Annotated in this window: 16 protein-coding genes and 1 pseudogene; 2 read left to right on the plus strand and 15 right to left on the minus strand. The window is 40.4% G+C overall.

Annotated features, from left to right (window positions below; all coding sequences use genetic code 11):
* Window positions 1-455: 455 nt before the first annotated feature.
* Window positions 456-2337 (plus strand): annotated as a pseudogene (gene asnB / locus QFZ73_RS02580) (asparagine synthase (glutamine-hydrolyzing)).
* A 99-nt stretch (window positions 2338-2436) separates the two neighbouring features.
* Here asnB and QFZ73_RS02585 read toward each other — a convergent pair.
* The 3 genes from QFZ73_RS02585 to QFZ73_RS02595 all read right to left on the minus strand — a co-directional run bounded on the left by QFZ73_RS02585 (window position 2437) and on the right by QFZ73_RS02595 (window position 5474).
* Window positions 2437-3045 (minus strand): methyltransferase, encoded by a 609-nt coding sequence (locus tag QFZ73_RS02585; protein ID WP_307262594.1) that lies wholly within the window; start codon window positions 3043-3045, stop codon window positions 2437-2439.
* A 184-nt stretch (window positions 3046-3229) separates the two neighbouring features.
* Window positions 3230-3592, minus strand: coding sequence for a PqqD family protein (locus tag QFZ73_RS02590; RefSeq protein WP_251428075.1), 363 nt, complete (start codon window positions 3590-3592; stop codon window positions 3230-3232).
* The gene (locus tag QFZ73_RS02595) at window positions 3582-5474 is read right to left on the minus strand and encodes an OPT family oligopeptide transporter (protein WP_230177458.1); all 1893 of its coding nucleotides are present in this window, start codon (window positions 5472-5474) and stop codon (window positions 3582-3584) included. Before QFZ73_RS02595 ends, QFZ73_RS02590 begins: the two co-directional genes overlap by 11 nt.
* 343 nt (window positions 5475-5817) lie before the next feature.
* Between QFZ73_RS02595 and QFZ73_RS02600 the strand changes: the two genes are divergently transcribed.
* Window positions 5818-6486, plus strand: coding sequence for a cupin domain-containing protein (locus QFZ73_RS02600; RefSeq protein ID WP_307262601.1), 669 nt, complete (start codon window positions 5818-5820; stop codon window positions 6484-6486).
* Between the two features lie 1116 nt (window positions 6487-7602).
* Here QFZ73_RS02600 and mutL read toward each other — a convergent pair.
* The 12 genes from mutL to QFZ73_RS02660 all read right to left on the minus strand — a co-directional run bounded on the left by mutL (window position 7603) and on the right by QFZ73_RS02660 (window position 22336).
* Window positions 7603-9543, minus strand: a complete 1941-nt coding sequence (gene mutL / locus QFZ73_RS02605) for a DNA mismatch repair endonuclease MutL (protein WP_307262604.1) — start codon at window positions 9541-9543, stop codon at window positions 7603-7605.
* 22 nt (window positions 9544-9565) lie between these two features.
* Window positions 9566-12193, minus strand: coding sequence for a DNA mismatch repair protein MutS (gene mutS / locus QFZ73_RS02610; protein WP_307262607.1), 2628 nt, complete (start codon window positions 12191-12193; stop codon window positions 9566-9568).
* Between the two features lie 270 nt (window positions 12194-12463).
* Window positions 12464-13003 carry an outer spore coat protein CotE gene (locus tag QFZ73_RS02615; RefSeq protein WP_034313495.1) on the minus strand — a complete coding sequence of 180 codons (540 nt, stop codon included), beginning with the start codon at window positions 13001-13003 and terminating at the stop codon, window positions 12464-12466.
* Window positions 13004-13214: 211 nt separating this feature from the next.
* Complete coding sequence (locus QFZ73_RS02620; protein WP_034313499.1) at window positions 13215-13643, minus strand: YlbF/YmcA family competence regulator; 429 nt, start codon at window positions 13641-13643, stop codon at window positions 13215-13217.
* Window position 13644: 1 nt separating this feature from the next.
* On the minus strand, window positions 13645-15189 hold the full coding sequence (miaB, locus tag QFZ73_RS02625; protein WP_098370963.1) for a tRNA (N6-isopentenyl adenosine(37)-C2)-methylthiotransferase MiaB: 1545 nt from the start codon (window positions 15187-15189) through the stop codon (window positions 13645-13647).
* A 342-nt stretch (window positions 15190-15531) separates the two neighbouring features.
* Window positions 15532-16572, minus strand: a complete 1041-nt coding sequence (tdh, locus tag QFZ73_RS02630; RefSeq protein WP_307272548.1) for an L-threonine 3-dehydrogenase — start codon at window positions 16570-16572, stop codon at window positions 15532-15534.
* 235 nt (window positions 16573-16807) lie between these two features.
* On the minus strand, window positions 16808-17167 hold the full coding sequence (locus QFZ73_RS02635) for a hypothetical protein (protein WP_307262619.1): 360 nt from the start codon (window positions 17165-17167) through the stop codon (window positions 16808-16810).
* Window positions 17168-17210: 43 nt separating this feature from the next.
* Entirely contained in the window at window positions 17211-18077 is an 867-nt protein-coding gene (locus tag QFZ73_RS02640; protein ID WP_057278380.1) for a 2-oxoacid:ferredoxin oxidoreductase subunit beta, read from the minus strand.
* Window positions 18064-19821, minus strand: coding sequence for a 2-oxoacid:acceptor oxidoreductase subunit alpha (locus tag QFZ73_RS02645; protein WP_307262626.1), 1758 nt, complete (start codon window positions 19819-19821; stop codon window positions 18064-18066). Before QFZ73_RS02645 ends, QFZ73_RS02640 begins: the two co-directional genes overlap by 14 nt.
* Before the next feature lie 215 nt (window positions 19822-20036).
* A complete protein-coding gene (locus QFZ73_RS02650) occupies window positions 20037-21014 on the minus strand; it encodes a dipeptidase (RefSeq protein ID WP_251428248.1) in 978 nt (325 codons plus the stop codon).
* A gap of 89 nt (window positions 21015-21103) precedes the next feature.
* On the minus strand, window positions 21104-21364 hold the full coding sequence (gene spoVS, locus QFZ73_RS02655) for a stage V sporulation protein SpoVS (protein ID WP_029281188.1): 261 nt from the start codon (window positions 21362-21364) through the stop codon (window positions 21104-21106).
* A 174-nt stretch (window positions 21365-21538) separates the two neighbouring features.
* Window positions 21539-22336 (minus strand): TIGR00282 family metallophosphoesterase, encoded by a 798-nt coding sequence (locus QFZ73_RS02660; protein WP_251428030.1) that lies wholly within the window; start codon window positions 22334-22336, stop codon window positions 21539-21541.
* Window positions 22337-22473 lie beyond the last annotated feature (137 nt).

Here is a 22473-nt window from a genome sequence, read left to right on the forward strand (position 1 = left end):
TTTTTACTTTTTTTATGGATAAAACTCTTATTAAATTGTAGGAATTTGCGACACTCCTGCCGAATAGCTGGCTAGCCAAGACCCCACTAGATGCTTGCTTTGATGAGGCTTGGCAGACAGTCGGCGGAAAGGGAGCGGATTTCTGAAATCAACTGCATCTTTTTTATATAAAAAAACTCTGTAGGCAAACGACTTTTCATCGAATTCGACTACACTTTGAGAGGAAATAATAACGATTGCGTCTTTTCGTTACGTGTCTGGATACATATTGACATAGTTACAAATATATTCATTAAATGAGTAAAATTGACAAATATAGCATAATAACCTAACCTAGTAGACTAGGGATATACTATTACTCAGTTCGATATTCAACTTTATACCTATTTTATTGTAATCTTGATAAATGTTATTAGGAAATCTCTTACTATTAAATAATTAGGCAGGTGGATTTTATGTGCGGTTTTGTTGGATGTATTCAAGAATATCCGAAAGCCATAAATTCAAATATGAAAGAAACGATCAAGAAGATGAACACGATCATTACCCATAGGGGTCCGGATGATGAAGGATATTTTTTTGATGATTTTGTGAATTTTGGATTTAGGAGATTAAGCATAATCGATATAGATAATGGTAACCAACCGCTTTCATATGAAAATGAAAGATATTGGATCATTTTTAATGGCGAAATCTATAATTATATTGAACTAAGGAAAGAACTCATTGATGAAGGATATGAGTTTACGACAGATTCTGATACGGAAGTCATATTGGCTCTCTATAGTAGCCAAAAAGAGCAAACCGTCCAAAAATTGCGCGGCATGTTCGCTTCTGTCATTTGGGATAAAATCGAGCTAAAGCTTTTTGGTGCAAGGGAACACTTTGGAATCAAGCCTTTTTTCTATTGTGAACAAGATGAGATTACTTATTTTGGATCAGAAAAAAAGAGTATTTTGACAGCAATGAATGAAGAGCTTGATGTGAATTCCTTACAGCATTTTCTCAGTTTTCAATATGTTCCCGAACCATCCACCCTATCCAAAAACATTGAAAAGTTATTCCCTGGGCATTACTTCACTAAAGTGCCCGGAAATAAAATGGATATAAAAAGGTTCTGGAAACCTATTTTTCACCCTTCCAATATAGAAGATTCACAGGTCATAAAAGAAATACAAGAAACTCTGATGGATTCCGTAAACGTCCATATGAGAAGTGATATTCCGGTTGGATCTTTTCTATCAGGCGGGATTGATTCATCATTTATCTGCTCCATCGCAAAAGAGATTAACCCTAATATCAAAACTTTTTCTGTTGGGTTCGAAAGAGATGGATATAGTGAAATAAACGTTTCACAGGAAACAGCAGCCGCTCTACATGTAGAAAATATAAGTTATATCATAAGTCCTGAAGAATTTTTGGCAGAACTTCCGAAGATCATCTGGCATATGGATGACCCTTTAGCAGACCCCGCTGCCGTTCCACTATATTTTGTCGCACGGGAAGCTAAAAAGCACGTCAAGGTCGCCTTGTCCGGTGAGGGGGCAGATGAGTTATTCGGCGGATATAATATATACCGGGAGCCCCATTCCCTGCGCATGTTTTCCTATTTACCAGCACCGTTGAACAAAGTGTTGAAGGCGCTTTCCTCTGTTTTGCCAGAAGGTGTTAGAGGAAAGAGTTTTATAGAGCGCGGAGTGACACCTTTAGAAAACCGATATATCGGAAACGAAACATATTCGACGAGAAAGAGAAAAAACTTTTACTAGTGAATTATCTCAACGGTTTAGAAAATGGGAAAGTGACAAATCCCATCTATTCAAGTTCTTTGGGGTATGATCCTATTACCCAAATGCAAAACATTGATATTCAAACTTGGCTAAAAGGTGATATTTTATTGAAGGCAGATAAAATGTCCATGGCGAATTCTTTAGAGGTGAGAGTTCCCTTTTTGGATAAATGCGTTTTCAATACAGCTTCAAAACTTAGTATGGATCAAAAGGTAAGAAATGGAACGACCAAATACATGCTCCGAAAAGCTGTCCGTGGGATAGTGCCGGAACATGTATGGAGCAGAAAGAAGTAGGCTTTCCTGTTCCGATACGCCATTGGTTAAAGGATGAATTATACGATTGGGCAGTAAGGTTAATCCAGGAAAGCCCGACTGACTATCTATTTAACAAAGCGCAAATTATGAAATTACTTGAAAACCATGTAAATAATAAAGCGGACAATAGCCGGAAGCTCTGGACCATTTTAACTTTTATGATTTGGCATCAAATTTATATAGAAAAACAATATGAGCCCCAAAAGCTTTTACAATATGCTGTAAATTAAGTACCTTTATTGGCTTGTTTACTCATTGCACCCAAGCATCAATGAATGATTGCTTGGGTGCCTTTTATATTTGATTATCACCCAAAAACGAGTATCCATTCAATTTAACAATTGGTATATGACGAATTTCTCAAAAGGATTAGATTCAGTCAAGCCAGGTAACATGACTTCGTTTTTCAGCTCGAAGGCGGTTTGATTTTCGAGGAAAAAAATATAATCCTGTGAAGCATAAAATAATATAAGTTCGATTTGGCGCGTTTCTTTTTCAAAGGAAAGCAATATGGTATTGATGATTTTCATGAAAATCTGTACCGAGAACGGATTAAAGAAATAAAAACGATTGTCTTTCGTATCAATATCATATTCTTCTGCCAAACAACAGTGGAATTCTATATTGCCATTGTTGTTTTTCCTTTTCTTCATGTATCCATTCAGATTCTCGATCGCTTCTTTATAGAAATTATCATTCATCTCCACGCCAACCACAGATGATTGATATAAGTGATGGATAAAAAAATTCAAGCGTCCTTTACCGCATCCAAAATCCACAATGCGATCAGTTCTTTTCAGTGCATATTTTTTGAATAAATGTTCTAATGCACTGTATGGCGTAGGCTCGTATCGGTGATAATGCAAAGAATCATTGAAATTTTTTTGTTCACCTTCCGTCTTGATGTTCAGCATTTCATCATAATTCGTTTCTTCCATAGTTATCTGCACCTGCTTCATGGTTTTTTCGATAAAGGGATTCCTAACTAAAAACCCCGAATAAGGTTGATCTTATCCAGGGTAAAGTCTTTTTATATGAATGTCCAGTCAATTAATTGGATTTTGCTTTAGTTACATAATCATTAAAATAAGCTGAAGCATCAAAAAGAGCTTCAGCTTTTTATCATTTTTCTTCTTCATCCCAAATGATCCAGTCATGAACCTCAAGGATTTCCAGAAATTTCATCAATCGCGGTAAGGCTGGTTCTGCTTCCTCACCAAAATGTTCACTCATCGCTTCTGAAATCTGATTTACATTGCTTTGGAACTCCATCTGTTTAATGGCATATGCCCCAAACTTATCAAGCTTGATTTTACGGACTGAAGGTTGTTTAAAGAAACGAATTGTGATTCGTTCCACAAAATTGGTCCTTTGAATGACTAAAAAAGTTGCTTCCGGAGATTCTTGCACCATAGTGACGCGTCTTTCCAAAAGGGGAACCATGGTTAACAGGTTCCTCTTTTTTGATTGGCGTTTACGAAGCATCTTCTTTTTTCCCTTTGCTGGATACGAACCAAAGCAATCCAGCTAGAGCAAGGAATAGTAGGAAAGGTAGCAAATTGCTGGCTAATTTAGCCGCAGCCGGAACTTGGACACCTGCTGCGATCAATATTGCAATAAGTACACCAATCAATGATTCACCCGCTATTAAACCAGAGGCAAATAATACACCTCTATCAACCCGTGCTTTAAGCGCTTCTTTTGTTTTCGAGAAGAACTCAACGAAGAATCGAATAAATCCACCGATCATGATTGGGGCACTAGTATGAACCGGCAAGTAAATGCCGACTGCAACAACAAGTGAATTCAGGCCGAAAAACTCTAATGTGATGGAAATAGCCGCACCGATAAAGATGAGAGTCCAAGGTAAATCTCCCCCAAGAACACCTTCAGCAAGTATTTTCATTAGTGCAGCTTTAGGTGCAGGTAGTTCTGCAGATCCCATCGTATATGCGTTATCCATTAGAACCAGGATAAAACCAATGACAGAAGCGGACGCAACAACACCGATCATCATGGCAACTTGTTGTTTCCATGGTGTTCCGCCGACGATATATCCTGTTTTTAGATCTTGTGAAACATCACCTGAAACCGCAAGTGCTGTACAAATGATCGCAGCGACGGTTAATGCGGCTACCATTCCAGTCGTACCAGTAAAACCAGTAGCTTTATAGACAATCGCTACAATCAATAGAGTAGCTATCGTCATTCCAGAAACAGGGGAAGAAGAACTTCCGACGATCCCAACAACCCTTGAAGCCACTGTCACGAATAAAAATCCAAAAATCGCAATTGCAATCGCACCGATGATTCCCACATCTGTTATAGGTGTGAAAGCAATGATTAAAATGACGATGATCGTTCCCAACCAAACGTATTTAGCCGGTATGTCTTGTTCTGTACGGATCGAACCTGATTTTAGTTGTCCTTTATTGGCTTTTACGCCTTTAAGAGTATCAAAAACTGAACTGAAAAGTATTGGTAAGGTTTTGATCAATGTGATCAATCCGCCAGTTGCAACGGCACCAGCACCAATATAGCGTATATAATTATCCCAAATTCCCCATGCATCCAATTCACCGATCGGTACCTCAGAAGGGAAAATGGCTGTTCCATTACTTCCGCCAAAAAAGCTGATGGCCGGTATTAGAACGACCCAGGCTAATAAACCCCCACCTAGCATTTGTCCTGCAACCCGCGGTCCAATAATATAACCTACACCCAAAAGGGAAGGAAATGCATCAAGACCAACCACTGCATTTTTAAAATTCGTGATTCCTGTTTCAACCTCTGTCTTGAAAAGCTTAAACCCATCACCAAGCCCTTTAACGACACCTCCGATAACCAAACCGGCTCCGATTAGTTTCGCGCTTGTACCACCCTTTTCTCCTGATTTCAGGACCTCGGCACATGCCGTACCTTCAGGATATGGTAATGTTTCATGTTCCCTTACAATCAAAAGCTGGCGAAGGGGAACCATCATGAATACCCCTAAAAATCCCCCAGTTAAAACAACGAAAATGATGAATGCTTGACTCACGTCCATGTCCCACATGAATAATGCTGGAATGGTAAATACAGCACCGGCACCAATAGCCTCACCTGCCGTGGTCATCGTTTGCACAATATTGTTTTCTAATATTGAATCCCTGCGAAAAACCCCTCTTAAGATAGCCATTGAAATTACCGCTGCGGGTATTGAAGCAGAGACAGTTAAACCAATAAGTAGGCCTAAGTATGCATTTGCCGCCCCGAATACGATTGCAAGAATGATCCCTAGAATGATTGCAGTTGCAGTTAATTCCGGTAGAGATTTAGAAGCAGAGACGTACGGGACGAATTTACTCTCTTTTGAATTGTTCGACAATTTAGCCACTTCCTATGTTAAACTTTAAAATCACAGAGAACATTATATCACTGTAATTTAAAGTCACGCAATGGGAAAATTCTGCTTATCAAATCTCTGATTATATCTAATAATCAGATTAGTAATTACGATTTAAAAATATTTAAGAATAATATTCATCTCATAACCATCTGTTTTGGGCTTATTCGTTATACGATATCATTGCATTTCATTCATTCAATGATGTGTACCATTAGCACTCCTTATTAGCTCCAGAAGCAAATAACCCAGTGGGTTATTGCACATTAAAAAGAGATTTAACATATCCTGAAAAATCAAGTCTAAAAAAAGGAATGATAAATTCATGGTCTCCTATATGGACTATACTTCACCATCCACACAATACTTTTTCGATGTTAATAAAAGCAATTTAATGAAAAAAGACAATCAAAACTATATAAATGTATTAGGTATCAAACAATTGAACACACTCGAAAATGTTTCTTTATTAGATATTTACCTTAGTGCAAACAATGTCGTAGAACCGCATTATCACCAAAATGCTGCAGAGCTAGTGTATTGCATTTCTGGTGCGGCAACCGTTTCATTACTGAATCCTTTTACTAAGCAAATACAAAATTATCCCATTAAACCTGGCCAAGTAGCCAACGTTCCACAAGGTTGGTGGCATTATGAAGTGGCTAATACGGATAATACTCATCTGCTGGCCATTTTTAATGCACCAACACCTGAGGTGATCCTGGGTTCGGATATCTTGAAATTGACACCTGCAAATATTATGGCACATACGTATTGCATGGATGAAAACCAATGGAAAAAAGCAATTACACCGATTCACCCCTCAACATTCATCGGTCCGCCAGCCAACTGCCATCGAGCGGCCGAAGAAGACATGCAGCAATATCCTCAATATCATAATCACTATGATAACCAAATGTGTACTGCCCCGGCTTACAACTATCAATACCAGCCTAGTCCCCCATATTATAATTATAATTATTATTATTATTGAAGATGAGTGTTGGGAACTTGATTAACCGAGTTCAAGTCCTATACCCCCTTCATGGATGGCGTCTAGTAAATCGGAATCGAAAAAAGCAAGGGAGAACCCCATTACATAAGAGTTCTCCCTTGCTTTTAATTACATGACCCGTTAAAAGTCGAATTCATTTACTTCGCCACATCTTACATTAGTTACGTTTACTTATTTACTTGAATTTATCCATCTTATGAATTCATGACATTTCATTTACGAATAGAAAATTTGTGGTCATTTTGGTGGTCATTCATATTATGGTGTCACCCAACGTGGTTTATGGGTATTATAAAATCCATAACACGCTTGGATACAATCATCCGTTATACAATCTCAATCTATATATATTCTACCGAGTTTCTTCTTATAATATATATAAGAGATCTCAAATTGATCCCCCTCTATTACAACAGATCATTCACCTCAATTTTGCGGTTGGCTCAGAACTTTTCTTATCTTTAAAGGAATCTACCCATATCAAAGTATTCAATCCTGATTCTTTGTATCTTTCTGGTATTCTGTTTTTCCATATTATCATAAGTTTTTTAATTTTCATCAGCTGACCGATCTATTCATTGGTATTAACTATATAGTTTTTTTGAAGTGGAGTGACTAAAACTAATACTTGATTCGGTCCGGTAAACTTTAATACAAAATATCCTTACTTCGCTTTAGTTGCGATACCCTTATCATTCGGCCAAAGAACGGGTTGCTTTACTTTTCTTTCTGGAATAATTTCATTCCCTTTTTTGTCTTTTTGAGCTGCAAGAGTGACATCATGATATTTTTTTCTTCCCCATTCATCGGTTGTGATATAGTACAAGCATGATTTACGACATACAAATGCAACTAAAATGTTTGAGATCGAAGAAATTGTAAAGTGGTTCCAGAAAGATTAGGACATTCAAAAGTTTCTATAACCATAGACAAAATATAATCATGTTACTCAGAATATACAGGATTCTTCAGCAGAAAACTTTTCAAAAGCACCAGGTAAAAAGAGCCTTGAGCAATAAATGTGGTCATTTTGTGGTCATTTAACAAAAAAAAAATGGAGAACCCTATTACATAAGAGTTCTCCGTTGCTTTTAATTACATGATCCGCTTGAACATTTTCTCCATTTCATAAATGGAATAAGAGATGATGATAGGTCTTCCATGAGGGCATGTGAAGGGATCTGTTGTCCGCCTCAGTTCATCTAATAGTGCTTGGATTTCATCATTGCGCAAATGACGGTTTGCCTTTATGGAGGCTTTACAGCTCATCATGATGGCTGCTTCTTCGCGCAATTTTTTGATGTCGACCTTTTTCATCATTAGCAATTGTTCTATCATTTCTTCAAGGATTTCCTGTTCAATTCCTTTTGGGAACCATTGCGGATGCGATCGGACAATATAAGCGTTATAGCCAAACTCCTCTAAATAGACGCCGACTTTTTCCAACTCATGACGATATTCATTTATCCGGATACATTGGTCTGTTGAAAATTCAAGGGTGATGGGAACCAGCATATCCTGTAGCTCGTTTTCAACACGTCCGACCTTTTCTTTAAAATATTCGTATTTGATCCGTTCCTGGGCAGCATGCTGGTCTATGATATATAAACCTTTTTCGTTTTGGGCGAAAATATATGTTCCATGCATTTGCCCAATCGGGTACATGGGAGGGATGCGGCTGTCCGGTTCATTCGCCTCGATTTCTTCATCTTTTTCGACAGCGTAGGTTGTATACTTTTCAGCCGACTCGAAATATGGTTTGCTTTCATCATCTTGTAAGACCGGTATACAGGCATCTTCCATTTGCTGCTGTTCATTGCTATAGATTATTTCCTTTATTGGTTCAAGATTGAAATCTTCATTATGATCCACGTAACTCTTTTGTTCCTGCTTTTCCCGAATCAAGGTGTCCTTCAAGAGTGAAGCTTCTTTCTTGGCTTCTTCAAGGACCCGCTTGCCGCTTTCCACAACATGGTCCAATTCCAGCGTAGTTTGCTCACTTTTCACCTGTTCCGGCTTTGCTGTTGGTGTATATCCACTTGGTATTAGAGACATCTTTTTAAACGAAGACTTGATAGTTTCCGATACAAGACTGTACAATTCCTGTTCCTTGCTGAGCCTTACCTCCATTTTGGATGGATGTACATTGACATCGACAAGAATCGGATCCATTTCAATATTCAACAAAGCAATTGGAAAACGTCCAATTGGAAGAAGGGTATGATACCCATCCAGGATTGCTTTCACGAGTGCATAGTTTTTTATGAAGCGTCCGTTTATCATGGTTGAAATATAATTCCTTGAAGCCCGGGTGACCTCAGGCATAACGATATATCCGGATAATTTGAAGTCCAGGGAGCTTGCCTGAACCGGAATCATCTTTTTGGCAATATTCGTACCATAGATTGCGGCTAGCACCTGCCTGACATCACCGTTACCATTCGTATGCAGGATTCGCTTCTCGTTGTGAGATAACCGTATAGAAACATCCGGGTGTGAAAGTGCGAGCCTGTTAGCGACATCCGTTATATTTCCTAGCTCGGTATGAATGGTTTTCATATATTTCAACCTTGCAGGAGTATTGTAAAACAAGTCGGAAACCAGGATATCCGTTCCTTTACGGCTGGATGAAGCCTCGAGTTCCTTAACCATGCCGCCTTCAAGAAGTATTCGCGTTCCTACACCTTCACCAGTGCTGCTTTTCATTTCAAAACGGGAAACTGAAGCAATACTGGGCATTGCTTCACCGCGGAAGCCAAGTGTTCGAATTCGGAAAAGATCATTTTCATCTTTTATTTTACTTGTGGCGTGGCGTTTAAATGCCGCTTCTATGTCATCAGCCAAAATCCCATCGCCATTATCCACGATTCGAATGGAACCAAGTCCAGCCTCCACCAATTCAATCTCTATAATGGTACTGTTTGCATCTATTGCGTTTTCCACAAGTTCCTTAACGACTGAGGCTGGGCGTTCAACAACTTCGCCAGCTGCGATTTTATTGGATAAAGCCTCATCAAGCTGTATGATTTTTCCCATTTTTATCGCCTCGCTTTAATTCTCATTTAAGTTTCTTTTGTAATTTATAAAGGGTATTCATTGCCTCAAGCGGCGTCATTTCAAGGATATCCAGTGATTTTATGTCATCCAGCACCTTTTTTTCCTTAGGTGAAGAATTCACTCTTCCTTTAGGAGCATCTTCCCCAAAGAAGGAAAGCTGTGCCTCATTGACGGATGTAACCGGTGCGGCTTCGGCAATAGGTGCTTTTACAGCAGCAGCCTCCTGTTCAGACATCGCCTTTGCCTGTCCATTTTCATTCTCTAGCTGCGCTAAAATATCGGCTGCCCGATCTATTAACTGCTCCGGTAAATCAGCTAGCTTAGCCACATGAATTCCATAGCTTTTATCTGCTGGCCCTTCTTTAATTTTATGAAGGAAAACGACATTTCCATTTTGCTCAATGGCACTGACATGGATATTTTTCAATTTTGGCAGTTCCGCTGCCAATACAGTCAATTCGTGATAATGAGTCGAAAAAAGAGTCTTTGCCCCAATTTCCTCATGAATATATTCAATGATGGCCTGAGCAAGCGCCATCCCATCATAAGTTGATGTTCCCCGCCCTATTTCATCAAATAATATCAAACTGTTTTCTGTCGCATTCATGATGGCATTTCTGGCTTCAAGCATCTCGACCATGAATGTACTTTGACCGGAAATCAAATCATCTGCCGCGCCAATCCTAGTAAATACCTTATCAAAAATAGGCAATTCAGCTATACTTGCAGATACGAAGCATCCAATTTGCGCTAGAATCGATGTTAGCGCAATTTGACGCATATACGTACTTTTACCCGACATATTTGGCCCGGTGATCAAGAGTAACTCCCGGTCTCCATCCATAAAGCAGTCATTGGGGACATACTCCTGTGATTGAAGGACTTTCTCGACAACTGGATGCCGGCCTTCCTTCAGGACGATTCTTCGATCATCGGAAAAGACTGGCTTCACATAATGGCGTTCTTCGCTAATCGTGGCAAAGCACTGCAGGACATCCAGTTCACTGACGCCTTTCGCTAAATCCTGTAAGCGCGGGATATAGCTTTTGACCTCTTCACGAAGATTGAGGAATAGGTCATACTCCAAACTGATGCTTTTTTCTTCTGCTTGTAAAATCAAAGCTTCCTTTTCTTTCAATTCAGGTGTGATATAACGTTCGGCATTCGTTAAAGTTTGCTTCCGTTCATAACGGCCTTCTTCAAGCAGATGCAAATTGGCTCGTGTGACTTCAATGTAATAGCCAAATACACGATTATATCCGATTTTCAATGATTTGATCCCGGTGCGTTCCCGCTCTTCGCGTTCAAGTTGTGCAATCCAAGTTTTCCCGTTTCTGCTGGCATCCCTGTATGTATCCAGCTCCTTATGGAAACCGTCCTGAATGATATTCCCTTCCTTCACGGACAATGGCGGGTTTTCTACAAGCGCCGTTTCAAGCAAATCCGTCACTTCTTCGCAAGGATCCAATTTATCGGCCAGAATTGAAATATCCTGATTGGAAGCCATTGACTTCACGATTTCACGAATGATCGGCACCTGTTGCAATGAACGTTTCAGTTGAATCAAGTCCCGAGCGTTTACATTCCCGAAGGCCACCCTTCCGGCAAGCCGCTCCAAGTCGTACACTTCCTTCAGGCGTTCACGCAAGTCCTGCCGTTCGAAGTATTGATTTTTCAGGGTTTCAACAAGGCTTTGTCTCCGCTCGATCTGTTTTTTATTAATGAGCGGTCTATCAATCCATTGTTTCAACATCCTTCCGCCCATGGCTGTTTTTGTTTCATCAAGCAGCCATAATAATGATCCTTTTTTACCTTTGGAACGAATGGTTTCAGTTAATTCCAAATTGCGTTTGCTATAATAATCAATTTTCATATATTGTGATGTTTCATATGCAAGCACTGGCTGTAAATGATCCAGGCTTCGTTTTTGGGTACGGTATAGATAATTCAATAAACGTGAGGTCGTTGTCGCCAGTTTCTGGTCTTTTAACGGATGTAGCAATGCAACGAATGATTCGCTTTGAACCAAATTACTCTCTAGGGATAGAGCGGCAGCGCCCCGTTCTTGCAGCTTTTTTTTCCATTCTTCATTGAAATCCTCGGCAATGACCACTTCACTAGCACCAAGGATGGCAAATTCATTCAGGACTTCTTCGAAACTCTCAATCAAAGTGACCTTATTTTCCCCTGTCGATAAATCATTGTATCCAAAGCCAAACTGACCATCCGTGAAATCAGTGATGGTGGCAATATAATTATTTTCCTTTTCCCGAAGACCCTTACTATCCATTTTCGTTCCTGGAGTAATCAGCTGGACAACTTCCCTGCGTACCACACCTTTGGCTTGCTTCGGATCTTCGGTCTGTTCACAAATAGCTACTTTAAAACCTTTTTCTATCAATATATCAATATAATTAGCAGCCGAGTGATACGGAATGCCGCACATCGGAATTCGCTCTTCACTACCGCCTTCTCGGCTCGTTAATGTGATTTCGAGCTCTTGCGATGCATTCAGTGCATCGTCAAAAAACATTTCATAAAAATCGCCTAAACGAAAAAATAAAAAGGCATCCTGATACTCTGCCTTAATTTTTAAATATTGCTGTATCATCGGAGTATATCCTGCCATTCCTTCAAAACCTTTCCAAACTAAAATCTATTACACATTTATGTCCTTCATTATAACATACGGGAAAGCAACATTGCCTGTATTCGAAATTGCATGGTAAATCAATTATCCTTTAAATTGTGAGCTAGCTGTATCTGCAAAGCCATACACACGGATATAGTAACATTACATTGCTTTTTTTCTCATCGCCAGTTCAGCAAGGAACTTGTCCCGCTTCAAATTAAATAAAACCGGATGAAGGGAATGTCATCCGGTATTAATTTCTATATTCTATTCGTCTTCGAATTCATCAAGGAAATCCGGATCTAAATCTTCGAAATCCTCATCATCGAAATCAGAGCCCCAGTCATCCTCACAGCGGCCATCTGGACTTACAGCGACACAAATTTTCGTTTCGCCGACGACTTCCACAAAGAATTCCCTTTCCACATGGACAATGATTTTTTGTCCACATGGGGAGATGCAAGCTTCTAAACAATTCGGCTGTTGGACAGCTTTTGCAACGATTTCATGGTCATCAAGACAATCGGGATCACGGTATTTCAGCGAAATAACGTCGGTATATTGCACCTTTTCAGTTACAACTTCCGTCTTCGAATTTTGGTTATAAGAATACCAGACGTTGATTTCGTAGCTGCCGTGAATTTCTACCTTTTTGCCGACTTTCTTTGCATCGTATTTATGATTGATGATCCAACAACCTAGAATGCTAGAAGGATGATGAGCCGGGCAAATGGTGTGAGAGGACTTTGTGAATTTACGTCCTTTTGCCACCACCGCTTTAGTAATTATCTCTCTATATTGTGACATGCTAGCGAACCCTCCTCATACAGTTTCCATTCATCCTATGCGTGGTAAAAGTCTAGTGTGCGTAGAATTTTAATTGTTTGAAAACTGCTGTAATGTTTTAAACCTAGATTATTTTATGCGCGTGTTTTGGGATATGTGTCACGAATGGGCACTGTATAAGGATTTCCGCATATAAAAAGCCCTTCTGAAATCAGAAGGGCTTTTTTAATATTCATGAACAGCTTCCGCCGCCTGCTTGTACCTGTGAACCTGTCTCACCGCGAAGGACGTCACCTTCGGTCGATTCAATAATCAGGTCCGTCACCTTATTTGATACCTGTGATGAGACCATTTGTAAAAGATCATTTACATCCACTTGGGATTGTTTGAATTCTTGCACGATCGGAAGTTCATCCAATTGTTTTTCCAGTGCATCAATTTTGGCCTGAACTTGACTGTATGCTTTCTCTTTGCCGTAATGCTGGAAGTTTACAGCCTGTTTTTGCAAACTCTTGATGCTGGCGATCATTTCACGGATTTTTTGGTTTTCATTGATGTGAGCCTCTGCCCGTTTAAAGAAATCGACTTCTTCCGTGCTGGCGATCATTTCAGCAAGCTCGGCCGCTTTGTTCAGAATGTCATCTTTAGTATATTTAGTCATATTACTCCACCTCAATCGCCGTTGCTTCTTCAACCATATCCCCATTTAATGACCATGTTTTCGTTCCTGTGATTTTCACTTTTACGATTTGGCCAATAGCGGATTTTGGTCCTTTGAAGTTCACGAGCTTATTTTTCGTTGTATAACCTGCTAATACTTCCGCATTCTTCTTGCTTTCGCCTTCAACGAGCACTTCAACAATCTGTCCATCATACTCCTTCATTTTCAATGCGCACGTTTCATTGACAAGGGCATTCAAGCGTTGCAGACGTTCCTTTTTCACTTCCATCGGTACATTATCCTGCATTTTCGCAGCCGGTGTTCCCTCACGTGGTGAATAGATGTAAGTATATGCTGCATCGAAACCAACTTCGCGGTATAAAGACATCGTTTCTTCAAAGTGCTCTTCCGTTTCATTCGGATAGCCTACAATGATGTCAGTGGTTAGCGATGCACTTGGGATAGCTTCCTTGATCTTCTTTACTAGCTCTAAATATTGTTCGCGTGTATATTTACGGGCCATGATTTTAAGTGTGTCTGTACTTCCCGATTGAACTGGAAGATGGATATGGTCAACGAGATTTCCGCCTTTAGACAGTACTTCAATCAAGTGATCATCAAAATCACGGGGATGGCTTGTCGTAAAACGAATACGCGGAATGTCGATTTTGCGGATTTCATCCATCAAATCGCCGAAACGATATTCGATATCCGTAAAATCTTTACCGTAAGCATTCACATTCTGTCCAAGCAAGGTTATTTCCTTGTAACCCTGTGCCGCTAAATGACGGACTTCTTGGATGATATCTTCAGGCCTGCGGCTTCTTTCTTTCCCTCTTGTGTAAGGTACGATGCAGTATGTACAAAACTTATCGCAGCCATACATGATATTGACCCATGCCTTCGTTTTTCCTTTACGCACTTTCGGAAGGTTCTCGATTACATCACCTTCTTTAGACCAAACCTCAATGACCATTTCCTTGGAAAGATAAGCTTCATTAAGAATTTGCGGCAGCCGGTGGATATTATGCGTTCCGAAAATCATATCTACAAAATGGTGCTTCTCTAGGATCCGCTTTACAACTGACTCCTCTTGTGACATACAACCGCAAACCCCAAGCAATAGATCCGGCTTTTCCAATTTCAATGATTTTAAATGCCCCAATTCACCGAACACTTTATTCTCTGCGTTTTCCCGAATCGCACAAGTGTTAAGTAAAATGACGTTAGCATCATCCACCGTGTCTGTCGGCTGATAACCAAGTGCCATAAAGATGCCCGCCATGACTTCTGTATCATGTTCGTTCATTTGACAGCCGTAAGTACGAATGTAAAACTTTTTACCTTCTCCCATTCCACGGAAACCTTCAGGAATTGCAAAGTCATCATGATATTCTACTTCTTCTTTCCCTCGCTTTTTCGCATCTTTTAAGGAAGGCGGAATATAAACAGCTTGAAAGTACTTACTGAAGTCCTTCTCGGATTTTTTGTCCGCTGGATTCTCAGCCTGTACTTGTTGTGATTCTAATCGTTGTTTCTCGTTCATAGTTAATCTCCTTTCAAAATAGTTAGTTTATTTCTTTCACCAACTATTTCAAGACCTATCTTCAAATGGATTTATACGGATTCCTTTTTAAGAATTACCAGTAAATATTTGCTATTAAGTGTGATATATCCACATTATCATAGTATAAAGCTTTTAACTGCAAGAAACAATCATTCTGTCGTGGCTTCCTCAATTGTAAGAAATTTTTCACAAATACAGAAAATAAGAACATGAAATAAGAGGCTACGACGAAATTAGCCTCTTCTTGTCATTTTTGGATGACGCCTTCCCCTTTCAAGATTTTTCAAATGCAGACAATGCAATTTCCACCTTTTCAGATGTTTAAGGTATAAGGAGAACCTTACCACACTGACCTTTGATCATCAGATCAAATCCCTTTTCAAAATCGCTAAGTGAAAACCGGTGGGTAATCATTGGTTTTACATCAACGTTGCCACTTTCAAGCAGACTTGATACCTGTTGCCAGGTTGAAAACATCTTCCTTCCAGTTATCCCTTGGACAGTAAGACCCTTGAATACAATATCCTCTGTTATATTAAGCGTGACGGGCTTAGTAGGCAGACTTAGAATTGATATTCTTCCACCATTCGTCGCCATCTTGAACCCTTGTTGGATAGCTGCAGGATTACCGCTCATTTCGCAAACAACATCCACCCCATCCGCACTTGTGAGGCTTTTCGTGATTTCCAATGGATCCTGTTTAATTGAATGAATGACGTCTGTAGCACCCATCTTTTTGGCAAGCTGAAGTCGATAATCATTAATATCAAGAGCGATTACTTTATCAGCACCCGCGGCCTTTGCTACAGCAATCGCCATTAGCCCAATTGGACCACAGCCGATTATTGCCACCGTTTTACCCAGCACCTCGCCAGCTAGCACTGAATGGACTGCATTACCCATTGGTTCTTGGATGGTAGCTATATCGAGTGGCATATCACTTGGATTTTTCCATAAATTTTTGGCTGGCAAAGCTATATACTCTGCAAAGCACCCTTGTTTATCAACACCGATAATGTTTGTTTTTTTACAAATATGGAATTGTCCGGTTACGCACTGCCTGCATGTACCGCAAACTATATGTGTCTCGGCGGATACACAATCACCAACCGAAACATTGCTGACACTTGCTCCTATCTCGATTACTTCCCCAGCAAATTCGTGCCCAAATACGTATGGTGGACTCACCCTTCCCTGTGACCATTCATCCCAGGTGAAAATATGAATATCCGTTCCGCAGATCGAGGTCATTTTCACTCGAATCAAAACCTCGTCATCACGAATGTCCGGTATATCGACAACTTGTAATTGTGCCCCATAACCTCGGTGGTGTTTGACGATGGCTTTCATTTTACCTCTCAACATGTACATCCCCCTGACATAGGGCTGCTCTCTTCATCTACCTTAATATGTAAAGATATGAAAAACCAATCACAAAAATACCATAATCGCTTTTGTACCGGCCTGTTCACATTAATAATGATGATTTTTAGGGTATTCGTACATTTTTGTTAAATGGGTCATGTTTCTATAGCATCTTGTCCGCTCTCGAATAAGATATCTTGTATAACAAAATTATGAAGGAGTGACTTATATGTCATGTGGATGCAATAATCACGATCATCACGATCATCATGATAATAATAACGACAGGATCGCAGACGATTTTTGTCGTGCTGTGAGGGGCTGTAATAGGCGTGACCGCGATCGGGACCGCGATCGGGACCGCGATCGGGACCGCGATCGGGACAGAGATCGGGACAGAGATAACGATAGAATCGCAGACAATTTTTGTCGTGCTGTGAGGGGCTGTAATAGGCGCGATCGGGACCGTGATCGGGATCGCGATCGGGACCGCCATCACAATTGTTGTCGTAGAAGGAATCGTTGCAATTTCTTCGGATTCTAATTTAGAGAGTATAGTGATTCTCTCTACTTGAGCTTTCCAATTAATCACAAAAAAGGTTCACCCCATCTTTAGGGGTGAACCTTTTAACTTTTTACATAAATTCAGCAACAAGCTTATCAAAGTGCGCTTGATCCAGTGTCAGATCTGATTTATTTAACGCTTTTTCAGCATACCCTGGCACTAATTCCTGGTACGAAGGGCGTGAAGAGTCTTGATAAATAATCCCTGTCACAAGGCTGTCATGTTGCATCAAAGTCTGCATGGCCTGTTCTTTATTTGATGAATCATAGCCTTCAATCGTGTTCAATTTAGTTAAGTTTTGTTTAAACCAATCATACGTATTGATCTTATTGTATGTTACGCAAGGAGAGAAAACATTGATAAAGGAGAACCCTTTATGGTTTATCCCTGCCTCAATGATCGCCGTCAGGTCTTTCAAGTCAGTGGAAAAGCTTTGGGCGACAAACGTAGCGCCAGCTGACAATGCTAATTCCATAGGCGAAACAGCCTGTTCTATTGATCCTTCTGGAGTGGATTTCGTTTTGAATCCAGCAGCGGATCTAGGAGAAGTCTGGCCTTTTGTCAATCCATAAATTTGGTTATCCATGACAATATACGTAATGTCGATATTACGGCGGATCGCATGGATGGTGTGACCCATCCCGATTGCAAAACCATCTCCGTCACCGCCTGAAGCTATAACGGTCAATTCACGGTTGGCCATTTTTACTCCTTGGGCAATTGGCAGTGAGCGGCCATGGATACCATGGAAACCATAGGACTTGATGTAACCGGATATACGACCTGAACAGCCGATACCGGAAACAACGGCCAAATTCTCCGGCTCCAATCCTACATTGGCTGCCGCACGCTGCATGGCAGCCTGAACGGAGAAATCTCCGCAGCCAGGACACCAGTTAGGTTTTACATCATTCCGAAACTCTTTAAACGTTGCCATATTCGAACATCTCCTTGCATTGTGTGTGAATTTCATGCGGGAGGAATGGGTTGCCATCATATTTTAGGATGCTTTTAATTTTATTAACATGTCCGACATTCATCTTGATAATATTAGCCAATTGTCCAGTCGCATTATTTTCAATAACTACTACTTTCTTAGCACTTTGCACCAATGATAGGACTTCATCAGTTGGGAAAGGATGAATCAAACGGATTTGCGCATGATTCACTTTCATTCCATCCGTTTCTAACCGGCCGATCGCTTCATCAATCGTCCCGCGTGTTGAGTTAAAGCCAAGAATTAATAAATCCGCATCTTCATGCGGTGTGTTTTTGTATACTGGTGTTTGGAATGTGTTAGTTAAATTATTCAGCTTACGCATCCGTTTATCCATTTGCAATTTACGATTCAAAGCCGTTTCAGAAGGTCTGCCCGTTTCATCATGTTCAACACCTGTAACATGGTGAATTCCATTTTTCATACCAGGCACTACACGTGGTGAGACTCCGTCTTCCGTTACTTCATAACGCTTGAAGTAAGATTTGTCTTCAGCCTCTTCAATTTCAAAGTCAACCAATTTTCCGCGTCTTATCTCCACTTTTCCGTAATCAAGCGGCTGAACCGTTTGTTTACCTAATGATAGCTGTAAGTCGGATAAAACGATAACTGGACATTGATATTCCTCTGCAAGGTTGAATGCTTCTGCCGTATCATAAAAAGCTTCCTCAACAGTACTCGGAGCCATGACGATTTTAGGTATTTCACCATGTGTACCATAAATCATCGCCATTAAATCGGATTGCTCCTGTTTTGTAGGAAGTCCCGTAGATGGACCGCCACGTTGAGTATCGACGATGACAATTGGCGTTTCGGTAATGCCCGCTAAACCAATCGCTTCCATTTTCAAGGAAAGTCCAGGTCCAGCTGAAGCTGTGATGGCACGCACACCGCCATAGTTTGCACCGATTGCCATTGTAGCCGCCGCAATTTCATCTTCAGTCTGTATGACCGTCCCACCAAATTGAGGAAGTTTTTTAATTAAGTATTCCATAATTTCCGAGGCCGGAGTAATCGGGTAAGCTGCCATGAAGCGGCAACCGCCTGCAACTGCACCTAAAGCGATGGCATCGTTACCGATCATGAACATTCGTTTTTGGCCGTCTGCCTTTTCCAGCTCCATTGCGCCCAGTTTTTCTCCAAGCAACACTTCCATTGCCTTATAGCCAGCAGTAATGGCATCCATATTCTTCTTAACGATTTCTTCACCTTTACGGCCGAATATTTCATCAACCACATCGTTAAATACGGAAATTTCCATTCCTAGAACAGCACATGTCGCACCGATGGCGACCATATTTTTCATTAATGATGTTCCTAATTCGGCTGCTATTTCCGTAAATGGAACAATATATAATTCTGCCTTTGTATCTTCTGGGCAGACAGGTTTGAATTTTGCATCTGCGATTATGATGCCACCCTCATGTAATTCTTTATAATTGACGTCAATTGTTTCTTGGTCAAAAGCAACTAAGATGTCTAAATCATCAGAGATAGCACGAGTTTCCGTAGTACTTACACGAATTTTGTTATTCGTGTGTCCACCCTTGATTCGGGATGAGAAATGACGGTAGCCATACAAGTAATAACCTAAGCGATTGAGGGCAATACAGAATATTTCTCCTGTACTTTCAATACCTTCACCTTGTTGTCCGCCAACTTTCCATGAAAGTTGATTGATCATGTCTTACACTCCTTTAGGACGTTCGTATATAAATGCATTTAACCGCACCTCTCTTCAGAACATTCATATGTATAATTAATCGTTCTAATTTAGGAAAGGTGTACTAAACGCTTTCAATTCTATCGGTTTAAGCATTAAATTGCAACCTTTTTGCTTTTATTTTTTATATTTTCAGAATATTTATTCATATCTATATAGTAAGAATTGAAAATCACTTAGGATATTACCTTTTCAAGCGGAAAATTACGAGTGAAATTATCAAAAAGGAGACCTTTTACAAACTCACTGGAATAAAGCCTGTTCAGTTCATTGATTAAGTTATGATAATCCTTATATGACATTAAATTTTCTACCATATGATCGATTCCATCGAAGTCAGACCCTAATCCAATTTGTCTTTCCCCGCCCAAACTGCATATATGCTCTATATGTTTCAAGATATCCTTTATCGTAGCAGAATCACCATTTGCTAGAAATTGCGGGACAAAGGTTACGCCGATCACCCCATTTTTCTGCAAAAGGGCTTTTATCTGGGTGTTTTTTAAATTTCGCGGATGCGGACAAAGATGATAAGCATTCGAATGAGAGGCGATTGGGAATTTCGCCAACTTTAGGGTGTCCCAAAATCCAGCTTCGGACAAATGGGATAAATCACACCAAATTGCCTTCTCATTCAATAGCGCGACCACCTCCGTTCCAAATCCTGTCAAGCCGCCCCCTCTTGTTTCTAATGCCCCATCCGCTACCAAGTTAGCGTAATTCCAAGTTAGACCTACGGAGGACACTCCAAGATGAATAAGGGTTTTCAGTTTCAACAAATCATTCCCAATGCAATCGCACCCCTCCAATGTCAGCATTGCACCGATTTCCTTTTCTTTTAAAGATTCGATGTCTGCCTTGGTCTTTATAAATTTCATTTCCGGCTCTGATAAAATCTTTTCATGAAAAATATCCACCATCGCCAAAGCCGCTTGAAATCTCATATCAGGGTGGACTTTTTCAGGAATATATATTGCAAAACATTGGACTTTTCCCCCTTCATCCAATAAACCCCGCTTTGTTATATGTAATTTATCACTATTCGTAAAAGAAATATCCGGATCGATGAACATCTTCATCAGCACATCACAATGTGCATCAAAAATCTCCAATGTAATCCCCCTTCCTGTACCTTTTTTGATGATATATTCCATTATAAAGGGACACGGGTCTTTCGTCATTTGGATTTCACGACAAAAAAGTGCCTGCTCGCCAACCGACAAACAGGACACCCAACATGGAATTATCTTGGTTCAATGATTAGTTTTATTGCCGTTCTCTCTTCGCCATCAATAAGTATATCTGTAAAGGCAGGAATACAAATCAAGTCAACTCCACTAGGTGCGACAAACCCTCTTGCGATTGCTACTGCCTTGACGGCTTGATTTAACGCACCTGCACCGATTGCTTGAATTTCGGCTGCCCCTCTTTCCCTGAGCACTCCCGCTAGTGCGCCTGCTACAGAATTAGGATTAGATTTTGCTGAAACTTTTAATATTTCCATTCCTAGTCCTCCTTGTTTTCCCTGCCGATTCTAACTTGGCTCAATAGTTATAACACTTTCCACTGCTACTATATTCATCAAGTAAAACTTGTATGACAAAGAAAACCGGGATTGTCCACCATTTATTAATGAATGGAAAAACGGATGGCCAGTTTGACTGTCCATCCGTTCGAATCAATGATAAAAGGGATGATCTTCGTTAATCAGTATCCTTTCTATTTTTTTAGCCTTGCCAGTTTCATCATCAATTTCAAGGAGAACCCCACTTAATAGGGTCCGCCCCTCTTTTGGCACTTCGAAACGAGCAGGAAGGCTAGTTAGGAACCGATGGATGACTGCATCTCTCCCCATACCAAGGATGCCATCATATGGTCCTGTCATGCCTACATCTGATATGTAAGCGGTGCCTCCAGGTAATATACGGTTATCGGCTGTCTGGACGTGTGTGTGTGTACCGACAACGGCTGTAACCTTCCCATCCAGGAACCACCCCATAGCCTGCTTTTCACTTGTAGCTTCTCCATGAAAATCGACAAAGATGATTGGTGTCTTTTTTTGTGCCTCCGCCACGAGTTCTTCAGCCTTTTTGAACGGACAATCCAAATCCGGCATGAACGTTCTTGCTTGCAAATTGATGACCGCTATTTCATGCTGGTTCAATTTTAAAAATTTCATTCCTTCTCCAGGTGCCCCGTCTGGAAAGTTCGCTGGACGGATGAGATATTTCGCTTCATCGATAAAATTGAAAATATCTCGATTATCCCATGTATGGTTTCCCATGGTCACTGCCTGCGCTCCCCACTCTAAAAAACTGCGGTAAATCTTTTCTGTAATTCCCCGGCCGCTTGCTGCATTCTCGCCATTGATCACCGTGATATGCGGACGATACTTTTCTTTTAACTTAGGAAGGTATTCTTGGATCATGTCACGACCGGGAGACCCCACTACATCTCCAATAAATAGCAATTTCATTGTAAAACCCTTTCTAGATTCACCTAATTATGAATTATTCAAGTATGTATTGTAACATAATTTGGGGTAATTATAGGAATTACGCTTAACGATTAATATCGGAAAAAGAAAAAACGAAGTGGTTTGCACCACTTCGT

Origin of the sequence: Peribacillus sp. V2I11, from assembly GCF_030817135.1 — a bacterium.
Taxonomy (GTDB): Bacteria; Bacillota; Bacilli; order Bacillales; family DSM-1321; genus Peribacillus; species Peribacillus simplex.

Bases quoted from the DNA above. Each gene is read 5' to 3' on its own strand.
- QFZ73_RS02600 (WP_307262601.1), top strand. From the start codon at position 5,818: ATGGTCTCCTATATGGACTATACTTCACCATCCACACAATACTTTTTC.
- QFZ73_RS02590 (WP_251428075.1), bottom strand. From the start codon at position 3,592: ATGCTTCGTAAACGCCAATCAAAAAAGAGGAACCTGTTAACCATGGTT.
- QFZ73_RS02650 (WP_251428248.1), bottom strand. From the start codon at position 21,014: ATGGAATATATCATCAAAAAAGGTACAGGAAGGGGGATTACATTGGAG.
- QFZ73_RS02660 (WP_251428030.1), bottom strand. From the start codon at position 22,336: ATGAAATTGCTATTTATTGGAGATGTAGTGGGGTCTCCCGGTCGTGAC.
- QFZ73_RS02620 (WP_034313499.1), bottom strand. From the start codon at position 13,643: ATGACTAAATATACTAAAGATGACATTCTGAACAAAGCGGCCGAGCTT.
- spoVS (WP_029281188.1), bottom strand. From the start codon at position 21,364: ATGGAAATATTAAAAGTTTCAGCAAAATCTAATCCTAATTCTGTAGCA.
- QFZ73_RS02585 (WP_307262594.1), bottom strand. From the start codon at position 3,045: ATGGAAGAAACGAATTATGATGAAATGCTGAACATCAAGACGGAAGGT.
- mutL (WP_307262604.1), bottom strand. From the start codon at position 9,543: ATGGGAAAAATCATACAGCTTGATGAGGCTTTATCCAATAAAATCGCA.
- mutS (WP_307262607.1), bottom strand. From the start codon at position 12,193: ATGGCAGGATATACTCCGATGATACAGCAATATTTAAAAATTAAGGCA.
- QFZ73_RS02640 (WP_057278380.1), bottom strand. From the start codon at position 18,077: ATGGCAACGTTTAAAGAGTTTCGGAATGATGTAAAACCTAACTGGTGT.
- QFZ73_RS02645 (WP_307262626.1), bottom strand. From the start codon at position 19,821: ATGATCAATCAACTTTCATGGAAAGTTGGCGGACAACAAGGTGAAGGT.
- miaB (WP_098370963.1), bottom strand. From the start codon at position 15,189: ATGAACGAGAAACAACGATTAGAATCACAACAAGTACAGGCTGAGAAT.
- QFZ73_RS02615 (WP_034313495.1), bottom strand. From the start codon at position 13,003: ATGTCACAATATAGAGAGATAATTACTAAAGCGGTGGTGGCAAAAGGA.